The organism is Streptococcus sp. SC1, from assembly GCF_030272855.1.
Taxonomy (GTDB): Bacteria; Bacillota; Bacilli; order Lactobacillales; family Streptococcaceae; genus Streptococcus.
Genome location: NZ_JAQCMU010000001.1, coordinates 299444 through 313450 on the forward strand (window position 1 = coordinate 299444; position 14007 = coordinate 313450).

Annotated in this window: 9 protein-coding genes; all 9 read left to right on the top strand. The window is 43.1% G+C overall.

Annotation, left to right across the window (positions count from 1 at the left end):
• Positions 1-257: 257 nt before the first annotated feature.
• The 9 genes from fusA to purF all read left to right on the top strand — a co-directional run bounded on the left by fusA (position 258) and on the right by purF (position 13930).
• A complete protein-coding gene (fusA, locus tag PAN94_RS01550) occupies positions 258-2336 on the top strand; it encodes an elongation factor G (RefSeq protein WP_285874349.1) in 2079 nt (692 codons plus the stop codon).
• 239 nt (positions 2337-2575) lie between these two features.
• Positions 2576-3583, top strand: a complete 1008-nt coding sequence (gene gap, locus PAN94_RS01555; RefSeq protein WP_005591661.1) for a type I glyceraldehyde-3-phosphate dehydrogenase — start codon at positions 2576-2578, stop codon at positions 3581-3583.
• A 243-nt stretch (positions 3584-3826) separates the two neighbouring features.
• Positions 3827-5026: a phosphoglycerate kinase gene (locus PAN94_RS01560; protein ID WP_001096770.1), complete on the top strand. Its 1200-nt coding sequence runs from the start codon at positions 3827-3829 to the stop codon at positions 5024-5026.
• 431 nt (positions 5027-5457) lie between these two features.
• A complete protein-coding gene (locus PAN94_RS01565; protein WP_005591664.1) occupies positions 5458-5982 on the top strand; it encodes an FUSC family protein in 525 nt (174 codons plus the stop codon).
• Positions 5983-6057: 75 nt separating this feature from the next.
• Positions 6058-6423, top strand: coding sequence for a MerR family transcriptional regulator (locus tag PAN94_RS01570; protein ID WP_061908710.1), 366 nt, complete (start codon positions 6058-6060; stop codon positions 6421-6423).
• A gap of 30 nt (positions 6424-6453) precedes the next feature.
• The gene (glnA, locus tag PAN94_RS01575; RefSeq protein ID WP_005591666.1) at positions 6454-7800 is read left to right on the top strand and encodes a type I glutamate--ammonia ligase; all 1347 of its coding nucleotides are present in this window, start codon (positions 6454-6456) and stop codon (positions 7798-7800) included.
• 185 nt (positions 7801-7985) lie between these two features.
• Complete coding sequence (gene purC, locus PAN94_RS01580) at positions 7986-8693, top strand: phosphoribosylaminoimidazolesuccinocarboxamide synthase (RefSeq protein ID WP_285874351.1); 708 nt, start codon at positions 7986-7988, stop codon at positions 8691-8693.
• A 56-nt stretch (positions 8694-8749) separates the two neighbouring features.
• Complete coding sequence (locus tag PAN94_RS01585; RefSeq protein ID WP_285874352.1) at positions 8750-12475, top strand: phosphoribosylformylglycinamidine synthase; 3726 nt, start codon at positions 8750-8752, stop codon at positions 12473-12475.
• Positions 12476-12487: 12 nt separating this feature from the next.
• Entirely contained in the window at positions 12488-13930 is a 1443-nt protein-coding gene (gene purF, locus PAN94_RS01590) for an amidophosphoribosyltransferase (RefSeq protein WP_285874353.1), read from the top strand.
• Positions 13931-14007: the final 77 nt, after the last annotated feature.

Here is a 14007-nt window from a genome sequence, read left to right on the forward strand (position 1 = left end):
AAGGCACAAGGCAAAAATAGGAAACTGATGCAGTGTTTGAAGAACACAAAGCAGTTTGTCTTTTTTGCGCAGGGCCTCGCTCGGGTTCAAATTAGCTAAAAATATTATTTTTAGCTATAATTCAACTGATCGTCTTGTAAGTTGAAACCAACAAAAAAACAAGATAAACATTTAGAACGGGTAGGTCCTGCCTATCCGTTTTTTCTAAATAATGTTATAATAGATTGTAAAATAAAAAAATAGGAGAAACTAACCTCATGGCACGCGAATTTTCACTTGAAAAAACTCGTAATATCGGTATCATGGCTCACGTCGATGCTGGTAAGACAACTACAACTGAGCGTATCCTTTACTATACTGGTAAAATCCACAAAATCGGTGAAACTCACGAAGGTGCGTCACAAATGGACTGGATGGAGCAAGAGCAAGAACGTGGTATCACTATCACATCTGCTGCGACAACAGCTCAATGGAACAACCACCGCGTAAACATTATCGACACACCAGGACACGTGGACTTCACAATCGAAGTACAACGCTCTCTTCGTGTATTGGATGGTGCGGTTACCGTTCTTGACTCACAATCAGGTGTTGAGCCTCAAACTGAAACAGTTTGGCGTCAAGCAACTGAGTACGGAGTTCCACGTATCGTATTTGCCAACAAAATGGACAAAATCGGTGCTGACTTCCTTTACTCAGTAAGCACACTTCACGATCGTCTTCAAGCAAACGCACACCCAATTCAATTGCCAATCGGTGCTGAAGATGACTTCCGTGGTATCATTGACTTGATCAAGATGAAAGCTGAAATCTATACTAACGACCTTGGTACAGATATCCTTGAAGAAGATATTCCAGCTGAGTACCTTGACCAAGCTCAAGAATATCGTGAAAAATTGGTGGAAGCAGTTGCTGAAACTGATGAAGAATTGATGATGAAATACCTTGAAGGTGAAGAAATCACTAACGAAGAATTGAAAGCTGCTATCCGTAAAGCAACTATCAACGTTGAATTCTTCCCAGTATTGTGTGGTTCTGCCTTCAAGAACAAAGGTGTTCAATTGATGCTTGATGCGGTTATTGACTACCTTCCAAGCCCACTAGACATCCCAGCGATCAAAGGTATCAACCCAGATACAGACGAAGAAGAAACTCGTCCAGCATCTGACGAAGAGCCATTTGCAGCTCTTGCCTTCAAGATCATGACTGACCCATTCGTAGGTCGTTTGACATTCTTCCGTGTTTACTCAGGTGTACTTCAATCTGGTTCTTACGTAATGAACACTTCTAAAGGTAAACGTGAACGTATCGGACGTCTTGTGCAATTGCATGCCAATAGTCGTCAAGAAATCGAAACCGTTTATGCTGGGGATATTGCAGCTGCTATTGGTTTGAAAGATACTACAACTGGTGACTCATTGACAGATGAAAAAGCTAAAATCATCCTTGAGTCAATCAACGTTCCAGAACCAGTGATCCAATTGATGGTTGAACCAAAATCTAAAGCAGACCAAGACAAGATGGGTATTGCCCTTCAAAAATTGGCTGAAGAAGATCCAACATTCCGCGTTGAAACAAACGTTGAAACTGGTGAAACAGTTATCTCTGGTATGGGTGAGCTTCACTTGGATGTCCTTGTTGACCGTATGCGTCGTGAGTTCAAGGTTGAAGCAAACGTAGGTGCTCCTCAAGTATCTTACCGTGAAACATTCCGCGCTTCTACTCAAGCACGTGGATTCTTCAAACGCCAGTCTGGTGGTAAAGGTCAATTCGGTGATGTATGGATTGAATTTACTCCAAACGAAGAAGGAAAAGGCTTCGAGTTTGAAAATGCTATCGTCGGTGGTGTGGTTCCTCGTGAATTCATCCCAGCGGTTGAAAAAGGTTTGATTGAGTCAATGGCGAATGGTGTCCTTGCTGGCTACCCAATCGTTGACGTGAAAGCTAAACTTTACGATGGTTCATACCACGATGTCGACTCATCTGAAACAGCCTTCAAGGTTGCGGCTTCACTTGCTTTGAAAGAAGCTGCTAAGACTGCACAACCAGCTATCCTTGAGCCAATGATGCTTGTAACCATCACTGTTCCTGAAGAAAATCTTGGTGATGTTATGGGTCACGTAACAGCTCGTCGTGGACGTGTTGACGGTATGGAAGCACATGGTAGCAGCCAAATCGTTCGTGCTTATGTTCCACTTGCTGAAATGTTTGGTTATGCGACTGTTCTTCGTTCTGCAACACAAGGACGTGGTACTTTCATGATGGTATTTGACCACTACGAAGATGTACCTAAGTCAGTACAAGAAGAAATCATTAAGAAACACCGTGGTGAATAATTCACTATATGACGCTCGCTTCTAGCGGGCGTTTTTTCTTTTTGGAATCGAAATATCAAATTTATGAAAAATATCGAAAATACATGAAAGAAAATTTGTTACTTGTTAATAATAATGAAATCAGTTGCAATTTTGCTCAATAAGGTATATAATAGATATGTTGAAAGGTGATTTGTAGTGATTCAAGTTACTCTTTTCACATAAAATTTTTTTTGATTTTCATAAGGAGGAAATCACTAATGGTAGTTAAAGTTGGTATTAACGGTTTCGGTCGTATCGGTCGTCTTGCTTTCCGTCGTATCCAAAACGTAGAAGGTGTTGAAGTTACTCGCATCAACGACCTTACAGATCCAGTTATGCTTGCACACTTGTTGAAATACGACACAACTCAAGGTCGTTTCGATGGTACTGTTGAAGTTAAAGAAGGTGGATTCGAAGTTAACGGTAAATTCGTTAAAGTTTCTGCTGAACGTGACCCAGAACAAATTGATTGGGCTACTGACGGTGTAGAAATCGTTCTTGAAGCAACTGGTTTCTTTGCTAAGAAAGACGCTGCTGAAAAACACCTTAAAGGTGGAGCTAAGAAAGTTGTTATTACTGCTCCTGGTGGAAACGATGTTAAAACAATCGTATTTAACACTAACCACGACGTTCTTGATGGTACTGAAACAGTTATCTCAGGTGCTTCATGTACTACAAACTGTTTGGCTCCAATGGCTAAAGCACTTCAAGACAACTTCGGTGTTGTAGAAGGATTGATGACTACTATCCACGCTTACACTGGTGACCAAATGATCCTTGACGGACCACACCGTGGTGGTGACCTTCGTCGTGCTCGCGCTGGTGCTGCTAACATCGTTCCTAACTCAACTGGTGCTGCTAAGGCTATCGGTCTTGTAATCCCAGAATTGAATGGTAAACTTGATGGTTCTGCACAACGCGTTCCAACTCCAACTGGATCAGTTACTGAGTTGGTAGCAGTTCTTGAAAAGAACGTTACTGTTGATGAAGTAAATGCAGCTATGAAAGCAGCAGCTAATGAATCATACGGTTACACAGAAGATCCAATCGTATCTTCAGATATCGTAGGTATGTCTTACGGTTCATTGTTCGACGCAACTCAAACTAAAGTTCTTGACGTTGACGGCAAACAATTGGTTAAAGTTGTATCATGGTACGACAACGAAATGTCATACACTGCACAACTTGTACGTACTCTTGAATACTTCGCAAAAATCGCTAAATAATTCAATTGTATGAAGAAGAGATCCGAATGGATCTCTTTTTGTTTTGCAGAACAGTTTGAAGGAATGGCTATTGGAAATCAACTTTCTCATGTAACATCATTAGCATTTATCAGAAAAATGTGAATCGTGTAGTCTTTCATCTATCTTTGATTGGAGAAAAGGAAAAGCCATGAATTTTTGCTATCACTTTTGTAGATTTTGTGATATAATTAACACGTATAAAAAAAGAAGGAGTCATATCTAATGGCAAAATTGACTGTTAAAGACGTTGACTTGAAAGGGAAAAAAGTTCTCGTTCGTGTTGATTTCAACGTTCCTGTAAAAGATGGCGTGATTACTAACGACAACCGTATCACTGCAGCACTTCCAACTATCAAGTACATCCTTGAACAAGGTGGACGTGCAATCCTCTTCTCTCACCTTGGACGTGTAAAAGAAGAAGCTGACAAAGAAGGTAAATCACTTGCTCCTGTAGCTGCTGACTTGGCTGCTAAATTGGGCCAAGAAGTTAAATTTATCCCAGGTGTTACACGTGGTGCTGAACTGGAAGCAGCTGTTAACGCTCTTGAAGATGGACAAGTTCTCTTGGTTGAAAACACTCGTTTTGAAGATGTTGACGGCAAGAAAGAATCTAAAAACGATCCTGAACTTGGTAAATACTGGGCATCACTTGGAGATGGTATCTTCGTAAACGATGCATTCGGTACAGCTCACCGTGCACACGCATCTAACGTTGGTATCTCAGCAAACGTTGAAAAAGCTGTTGCTGGATTCCTTCTTGAAAACGAAATTGCCTACATCCAAGAAGCAGTTGAAGCTCCAGAACGTCCATTCGTAGCGATCCTTGGTGGTTCAAAAGTTTCAGACAAGATCGGTGTTATCGAAAACTTGCTTGAAAAAGCTGATAAAGTTCTTATCGGTGGTGGGATGACTTACACATTCTACAAAGCGCAAGGTATCGAAATCGGTAACTCACTTGTAGAAGAAGATAAATTGGATGTTGCAAAAGCTCTTCTTGAAAAAGCAAACGGCAAATTGATCTTGCCAGTTGACTCAAAAGAAGCAAACGCATTTGCTGACTACACTGAAGTGAAAGATACTGAAGGTGAAGCAGTAGATCCAGGCTTCCTTGGTTTGGATATCGGTCCTAAATCTATCGCTAAATTCGACGAAGCCTTGACTGGTGCGAAAACAGTTGTATGGAACGGACCAATGGGTGTATTTGAAAACCCAGACTTCCAAGCTGGTACAATCGGTGTCATGGACGCTATTGTGAAACAACCAGGCGTGAAATCAATCATCGGTGGTGGTGACTCAGCTGCCGCAGCCATCAACCTTGGTCGTGCAGACAAGTTCTCATGGATTAGTACGGGCGGAGGCGCTTCTATGGAGCTTCTTGAAGGTAAAGTATTGCCAGGTTTGGCTGCACTTACAGAAAAATAATTTCAGCCCGTTAGTCTCTACAAAATCCTGATTTTGTAGAAAAAGGAACAAAACTGAAACGTTAACAAAAAGGTGGCTATGTCACCTTTTTGTGTTAGTGGAGGTATTTGTGACGAGGTGGCGGTGCCTCAATGGAACTCCTTGAAGGTAAAGTTCTTCCAGGGCTTGCAGCTTTGACAGAAAAATAATCTTTGAAACGGAAAGAGTTGGGAGACCAACTCTTTTTCTTTTGTACGCGTAGGCTTCTGAGGAAATGGATTTTTGGCTTCTATTTTCCTAGCGAGTAATCAATAATGGGGAATGTAGTTAGAAATACAGTAGAAGCTGGCTATGCATTCTTGTAGGATACAAACAATAAACTGGATGGACAGAGCCTTTTTGTTAGAAAATATGTTAGAATAGAGGTAGTTTACTTTTAAAAGGGAAAAGTCATGAGCTATTTTAGTAAGTATAAATTCGATAAATCAAAATTCCGCTTGGGCATGAGGACGATGAAAACAGGGATAGCAGTCTTTATTGTCCTACTCATTTTTGGCATGTTTGGCTGGAAGGGGCTCCAAATTGGGGCTTTGACAGCGGTGTTTAGCCTGCGAGAGGATTTTGATAAAAGTGTTCATTTCGGAACTTCTCGTATTTTAGGAAATAGTGTCGGGGGCTTTTATGCCTTGCTATTCTATCTGTTGGGAAATTTATTGAATGGGCAATTTTGGGTGACCTTGGTATTTGTGCCAATCTGTACGATGCTGACGATCATGACCAATGTTGCTATGAACAATAAGGCTGGGGTGATTGGTGGTGTTTCAGCCATGCTGATTATCACTCTCTCCATTAGTCCGGAAGATACTATTTTATACGTTTTTGCTAGGGTTTTTGAAACCTTTATGGGTGTCTTTGTTGCAATAGTGGTAAATTCGGATGTGGATAGAATTAAGAATTTCTTTAAGTCTATAAATTAAATGTGTAAGAAAATCTCACATTGATTGTTGACATACAAAAAAAATTAGTTATAATAGTGCATAGAGAGGAAAAAAATGAAGGAAAAAGAGTTTCGCCGAAATATGGCAGTCTTTCCCATAGGTAGCGTTATGAAGTTGACGGACTTATCTGCCCGTCAGATTCGATATTATGAGGAGCAAAGCCTCATTACTCCCCTTCGGAATGAGGGCAATCGTCGAATGTATTCTCTGAATGATATGGACCGACTTTTGGAAATTAAGGATTATATTTCTGAAGGCTATAATATCGCTGCTATTAAAAAGAAATATGCTGAACGTGAAGCTAAATCCCACAAAACGATTAGTGAAAAGGAAGTCCGTCGGGCTCTCCACAATGATATTTTACAGCAAGGTCGTTTTGGCTCTTCTCTGCCAACCTTTGGTCACATGCGTCGACCATAAACTATTTTTTAAAACTATAAGGAGTTACCCATGCCCATTACAGCAGCTGATATTCGTCGCGAAGTAAAAGAAAAAAACGTCACTTTCATCCGTCTGATGTTCTCTGATATTTTGGGAACCATGAAAAACGTTGAAATTCCAGCAACGGATGAGCAGCTTGAAAAGGTCTTATCAAATAAGGCTATGTTTGACGGTTCGTCTATCGAGGGATTTGTTCGGATTAATGAATCTGACATGTATCTTTATCCTGATTTGGATACTTGGACAGTTTTTCCTTGGGGAGATGAAAATGGCAGTGTAGCAGGCTTGATCTGTGATGTTTATACGACAGAACATGTTCCCTTTGCAGGAGATCCTCGTAGTAATCTAAAGCGAGCTCTCAAACATATGGAAGCATTGGGCTTCAAGTCTTTCAATCTTGGTCCTGAGCCAGAATTTTTCCTTTTCAAATTGGATGAAAATGGCGATCCGACACTGGAAGTGAATGACAAGGGTGGCTATTTTGACTTGGCGCCGACAGACTTGGCAGACAATACTCGTCGAGAAATTGTCAATGTTTTGACTAAGATGGGATTTGAAGTAGAAGCGAGTCACCACGAGGTAGCAGTTGGTCAGCACGAGATTGACTTTAAGTATGATGAAGTGCTTCGCGCTTGTGATAAGATTCAGATTTTCAAATTGGTGGTGAAGACCATCGCTCGTAAGCACGGCCTCTATGCGACTTTCATGGCTAAGCCCAAGTTTGGTATTGCTGGTTCTGGTATGCACTGCAATATGTCCCTCTTTGACCAAGATGGAAATAATGCATTTTATGATCCAGAGGATCCAAAAGGAATGCAGTTGTCTGAGACAGCCTATTATTTCTTGGGCGGTTTGATTAAGCACGCCTATAACTATACAGCTATCATGAATCCGACGGTCAACTCTTATAAACGTTTGGTGCCTGGCTTTGAAGCACCAGTTTATATCGCTTGGGCTGGGCAAAATCGCTCACCTTTGGTTCGAGTACCAGCATCACGTGGTATGGGAACTCGCTTGGAGTTGCGTTCAGTAGACCCGATGGCTAATCCTTATATTGCTATGGCAGTGCTCCTAGAAGTCGGACTGCATGGAGTGGAAAATAAAATCGAAGCACCAGCTCCAATCGAGGAAAATATCTATGTGATGACAGCTGAGGAGCGCAAGGAAGCTGGTATTACAGACCTGCCATCTACTCTCCATAATGCCCTTAAGGCTTTAACTGAAGATGAGGTCGTCAAGGCAGCTTTGGGCAACCATATCTATACTAGCTTTGTTGAAGCCAAGCGGATTGAATGGGCTAGCTATGCGACCTTCGTTTCCCAATGGGAAATTGATAATTATTTGGACTTATATTAATGAATTCTAGAACAGGGCTTGAAAAAGTCCTGTTTTTGTATGGAAACAAGATATTTTCAGTTTTTAACTGTTGTATCTCCAATCTTTTTCATGCTTTTGTATCCAGAATGTACGGGAAAAAACTTGTAAAATATATTTAAAAGTGATACACTTAAAGCACAAAAACACGAAAGGCGAATAATAAAATGTCAAACAAGTTGTTATATTCGGGAAAAGCAAAGGATATTTTTGCGACAGAAGATGAGCAGGTGATTTTGTCCCGCTACAAGGATCAGGCGACTGCTTTTAACGGTGTCAAAAAGGAGCAAATTGCAGGTAAGGGAGTTTTGAATAATCAGATTTCAGCCTTTATCTTTGAAAAGTTGAATGCTGCCGGTGTAGCAACGCATTTTATCGAGAAAATCTCAGATACAGATCAGCTCAATAAAAAAGTTGATATCATTCCTTTGGAAGTTGTGCTCCGCAACTACACAGCTGGTTCATTTTCAAAACGTTTTGGCGTAGAAGAAGGTATCGCATTTGAGACTCCGATTGTCGAATTTTACTATAAAAATGATGATTTGGATGATCCTTTTATCAATGATGAACATGTGAAATTCCTTAAAATTGCAGATGACCAGCAGATTGCTTACTTGAAGGAAGAAACGCGCCGTATCAATGAGTTCTTGAAAGCTTGGTTTGCTGAGATTGGTCTTAAATTGATTGACTTTAAGCTAGAGTTCGGTTTTGACAAGGATGGCACGATTATCTTGGCAGACGAATTTTCACCAGACAACTGCCGCTTGTGGGACGCGGATGGCAAGCACATGGACAAGGATGTTTTCCGCCGTGGCTTGGGTGAATTGACAGACGTTTACGAAGTTGTTTGGGAAAAGTTGCAGGGGTTGAAATAACAACCTAAAGGCTGTTTGGGAACATTGCAAGAGCTGAAATAAAGGAATAAGAATTGATGGATAAACGTATTTTTGTTGAGAAAAAGGCTGATTTTCAGGTCAAATCAGAGAGTTTGGTAAGAGAACTCCAGCATAACTTGGGACTTTCAACTTTAAAAAGTATTCGCATTGTGCAGGTTTATGATGTCTTTGATTTGGCAGAGGACTTGTTCGCACCTGCAGAGAAACACATCTTCTCTGAGCAGGTGACAGACCATGTCTTGGACGAAGCGGCTGTGCAGGCGGATCTTGCCAACTATGCTTTCTTTGCCATTGAAAGCCTGCCAGGGCAGTTTGATCAACGTGCAGCTTCCTCTCAAGAAGCCTTGCTTCTGCTTGGAAGCTCTAGTGATGTGACAGTCAATACAGCCCAACTTTACTTGGTCAATAAAGATATTGATGCGACTGAGTTGGAAGCGGTCAAGAACTACTTGCTCAATCCAGTTGATTCTCGTTTCAAGGACATCACGACAGGGATTGCCAAGCAGGAATTTTCAGAGTCAGACAAGACCATTCCGAAATTGACTTTCTTTGAAAGCTATACGGCAGAAGACTTTGCCCGCTACAAGGCCGAACAAGGGATGGCCATGGAAGTGGACGATTTGCTCTTTATCCAAGACTACTTCAAGTCAATCGGGCGCGTGCCAACTGAGACAGAGCTCAAGGTTTTGGACACTTATTGGTCTGACCACTGTCGTCACACAACTTTTGAGACCGAGTTGAAAAGTATCGACCTCTCAGCATCGAAATTCCAAAAGCAATTGCAGGCGACTTATGACAAGTATATTGCCATGCGTGAGGAACTAGGTCGGTCTGAAAAGCCACAAACCTTGATGGATATGGCGACTATTTTTGGTCGTTATGAGCGTGCTAATGGTCGTTTGGATGATATGGAAGTGTCTGACGAAATCAATGCCTGCTCGGTTGAAATCGAAGTGGACGTTGATGGTGTCAAGGAACCTTGGCTCCTCATGTTCAAAAATGAAACCCACAATCACCCAACGGAAATTGAACCATTTGGTGGAGCGGCTACCTGTATCGGTGGAGCCATTCGTGACCCGCTATCAGGCCGTTCCTACGTTTACCAAGCTATGCGTATCTCGGGTGCTGGTGATATTACAGCACCGATTTCGGAAACGCGTGCTGGGAAATTGCCACAACAAGTCATTTCGAAGACAGCGGCTCATGGTTATTCTTCATATGGGAACCAAATTGGTCTGGCGACGACTTACGTTCGTGAATACTTCCACCCAGGCTTTGTAGCCAAACGCATGGAGCTTGGTGCCGTTGTTGGTGCAGCTCCTAAGGGAAACGTTGTCCGTGAAAAACCTGAAGCGGGCGATGTGATTATCTTGCTAGGTGGTAAGACTGGGCGTGATGGTGTTGGTGGTGCGACAGGGTCTTCTAAGGTTCAAACAGTTGAGTCTGTAGAGACGGCTGGTGCTGAGGTTCAAAAAGGGAATGCCATCGAAGAACGCAAGATTCAACGTCTTTTCCGTAATGGCGATGTCACTCGTCTTATCAAGAAGTCCAATGACTTTGGAGCAGGCGGTGTCTGTGTGGCCATCGGTGAATTGGCAGACGGTCTTGAAATTGACCTTAATAAAGTGCCTCTTAAATACCAAGGCTTGAACGGTACAGAAATTGCTATCTCTGAATCACAAGAACGGATGGCTGTGGTGGTTCGTCCTGAGGACGTAGATGCCTTCGTTGCGGAATGTAACAAAGAAAATATTGACGCTGTTGTGGTTGCGACAGTGACTGAAAAACCAAATCTGGTTATGCACTGGAATGGTGAAACGATTGTCGACTTGGAACGTCGTTTCCTTGATACAAACGGTGTGCGCGTGGTCGTTGATGCCAAGGTTGTGGACAAGGATACCAAACTCCCAGAAGAACGTACAACAAGCGCTGACACACTTGAAGCTGATACCCTTGCGGTTCTATCTGACCTCAACCATGCGAGTCAAAAAGGCTTGCAGACTATCTTTGACTGCTCGGTTGGTCGTTCTACGGTCAATCACCCACTTGGCGGTCGATACCAACTCACACCAACTGAGGCTTCTGTGCAAAAATTGCCAGTTCAACACGGTGTAACTCACACTGCGTCAGTCATGGCTCAAGGATTCAACCCTTATGTGGCAGAATGGTCTCCATACCACGGTGCGGCCTATGCGGTTATCGAAGCAACCGCTCGTTTGGTTGCTGCTGGTGCCAACTGGTCCAAGGCTCGTTTCTCTTACCAAGAGTATTTCGAGCGCATGGATAAACAAGCTGAGCGTTTTGGTCAACCAGTAGCAGCTCTCCTAGGCTCTATCGAAGCACAAATCCAACTTGGCTTGCCATCTATTGGTGGGAAGGACTCTATGTCTGGCACCTTTGAGGAATTAACCGTACCACCAACCTTGGTTGCCTTTGGGGTGACAACGGCGGATAGCCGTAAGGTGCTTTCTCCAGAGTTCAAGGCTGCTGGTGAAAATATCTACTACATTCCAGGTCAAGCCCTCTCTGCAGAGATTGATTTTGACTTAATCAAGAAAAACTTTGCTCAATTTGAAGCCATCCAAGCAACTCACAAAGTGACGGCAGCTTCAGCTGTTAAATACGGCGGTGTGCTTGAAAGCTTGGCTCTTGCTACTTTTGGGAACCATATCGGTGCAGAGGTGATCTTGCCTGAACTTGAAACTGCCTTGACAGCTCAATTGGGCGGATTTATTTTCACATCTCCTGAAGAAATCGTTGGAGTGGAAAAAATTGGTCAAACGAGCGCAGACTTTGCTCTCCTTGTCAACGGCGTGAAGTTAGATGGAGACAAACTCGATAATGCTTTCCAAGGGACATTGGAAGCAGTCTATCCTACCGAATTTGCCCAAGCTAAAGAATTGGCAGAAGTGCCAGCTGTCGCTTCTAAGGCAGTCATCAAAGCTAAAGAAACTATTGAAAAACCTGTGGTTTACATCCCAGTCTTCCCAGGTACCAACTCAGAATATGACTCAGCCAAGGCTTTTGAAAAAGAGGGTGCAGAGGTTAACTTGGTACCATTCGTGACACTCAATGAAGAAGCCATTGTCAAGTCAGTTGAAACTATGGTTGACAACATCGGCAAGGCTAACATCCTCTTCTTTGCAGGTGGATTCTCAGCTGCGGACGAGCCAGATGGTTCAGCTAAGTTTATCGTCAATATCCTGTTAAATGAAAAAGTGCGTGTAGCCATTGATAGCTTTATCGCTCGTGGTGGCTTGATTATCGGTATCTGTAATGGATTCCAGGCCTTGGTCAAATCAGGTCTTCTTCCATACGGAAACTTTGAAGATGCTAAAAGTACTAGCCCAACCCTCTTTTACAATGATGCCAACCAACACGTGGCCAAGATGGTGGAAACTCGGATTTCTAATACAAATTCACCGTGGCTTGCCGGAGTGCAAGTGGGCGATATCCATGCCATCCCAGTATCGCACGGTGAAGGGAAGTTTGTCGTGACAGCTGAGGAATTTGCGGAGCTCCGTGACAATGGCCAAATCTTCAGCCAATATGTTGACTTTGACGGCAAACCAAGCATGGACTCTAAGTACAATCCGAACGGTTCTGTCAATGCCATCGAAGGAATTACCAGCAAGAACGGCCAAATCATTGGTAAAATGGGACACTCAGAACGTTATGAAGACGGTCTTTTCCGAAACATCCCAGGAAATAAAGACCAGCACCTGTTCGCGTCAGCTGTGCGTTATTTCACAGGGAAATAAAAGGTATAAAAAATGACATACGAAGTAAAATCTCTTAATGAAGAATGTGGTGTTTTCGGTATTTGGGGACATCCAGATGCTGCTAAAATGACCTATTTTGGGCTCCACAGTCTTCAGCACCGTGGTCAGGAGGGGGCTGGAATCCTCTCCAATGATCAGGGGCAATTGAAGCGCCATCGTGATATGGGACTTCTATCAGAAGTTTTCAAAAATCCTACCAAATTGGATAAACTGACAGGAACTGCTGCCATCGGTCATGTGCGTTATGCGACCGCAGGAGAAGCTTCTGTAGATAACATCCAGCCTTTCATTTTTCGCTTTCATGATATGCAGTTTGGCTTGGCCCATAATGGAAATCTGACCAATGCCGAATCGCTCAAGAAAGAATTGGAACAAAGAGGTGCTATTTTCAGTTCAACTTCCGATTCAGAAATCTTGGCTCATCTCATTCGTCGGAGTCACAATCCGAACTTGATGGGTAAAATAAAGGAGGCGCTCAGTCTTGTCAAAGGTGGCTTTGCTTATATCTTGCTGTTTGAGGACAAGTTGATTGCGGCGCTTGATCCTAATGGCTTCCGTCCACTTTCTATTGGGAAAATGGCAAACGGAGCGGTGGTCGTTTCGTCAGAAACCTGTGCTTTTGAAGTCATTGGTGCCGAGTGGATTCGCGATTTGAAGCCTGGAGAGATTGTGATCATTGATGATAAGGGCATCCAGTATGATAGCTATACAGATGATACCCAGTTGGCGATCTGCTCTATGGAGTATATCTACTTTGCCCGTCCTGACTCTAATATCCATGGTGTCAATGTCCATACAGCGCGCAAACGTATGGGAGCTCAGCTGGCGCGTGAATTTGAGCATGAGGCGGATATCGTGGTCGGTGTACCCAATTCTTCCCTCAGTGCAGCTATGGGCTTTGCAGAGGAGTCCGGTCTGCCAAATGAAATGGGTCTCATCAAAAACCAATACACGCAACGTACCTTTATTCAACCGACTCAAGAATTGCGGGAGCAAGGGGTGCGGATGAAACTGTCTGCTGTTTCGGGCGTTGTCAAAGGCAAACGTGTGGTGATGATTGATGATTCCATTGTTCGTGGGACAACCTCTCGCCGTATCGTTCAGCTTTTGAAAGAAGCGGGGGCTTCTGAAGTTCACGTTGCTATTGGCAGTCCAGCGCTAGCTTATCCATGTTTTTACGGGATTGATATCCAGACGCGTCAGGAGCTGATTGCGGCCAATCATACGGTCGAGGAAACTCGTCAAATCATTGGTGCGGATAGCCTGACCTATCTTTCGATTGATGGCTTGATTAATTCTATCGGCATCGAAACAGATGCGCCAAATGGCGGTCTCTGTGTCGCTTACTTTGACGGTGACTACCCAACACCTCTCTACGACTATGAAGAAGACTATCGTAGAAGTTTGGAAGAAAAGACCAGTTTTTACAAATAGGCGGATGAAGGCTCTCCATTAAAGGAAAGGAAGAGGAGAAAAGATGACAAATAAGAATGCTTATGCGCCAAGTCTCA

Bases quoted from the DNA above. Each gene is read 5' to 3' on its own strand.
- PAN94_RS01565 (WP_005591664.1), top strand. From the start codon at position 5,458: ATGAGCTATTTTAGTAAGTATAAATTCGATAAATCAAAATTCCGCTTG.
- PAN94_RS01585 (WP_285874352.1), top strand. From the start codon at position 8,750: ATGGATAAACGTATTTTTGTTGAGAAAAAGGCTGATTTTCAGGTCAAA.
- PAN94_RS01570 (WP_061908710.1), top strand. From the start codon at position 6,058: ATGAAGGAAAAAGAGTTTCGCCGAAATATGGCAGTCTTTCCCATAGGT.
- PAN94_RS01560 (WP_001096770.1), top strand. From the start codon at position 3,827: ATGGCAAAATTGACTGTTAAAGACGTTGACTTGAAAGGGAAAAAAGTT.
- purF (WP_285874353.1), top strand. From the start codon at position 12,488: ATGACATACGAAGTAAAATCTCTTAATGAAGAATGTGGTGTTTTCGGT.
- purC (WP_285874351.1), top strand. From the start codon at position 7,986: ATGTCAAACAAGTTGTTATATTCGGGAAAAGCAAAGGATATTTTTGCG.
- fusA (WP_285874349.1), top strand. From the start codon at position 258: ATGGCACGCGAATTTTCACTTGAAAAAACTCGTAATATCGGTATCATG.
- glnA (WP_005591666.1), top strand. From the start codon at position 6,454: ATGCCCATTACAGCAGCTGATATTCGTCGCGAAGTAAAAGAAAAAAAC.
- gap (WP_005591661.1), top strand. From the start codon at position 2,576: ATGGTAGTTAAAGTTGGTATTAACGGTTTCGGTCGTATCGGTCGTCTT.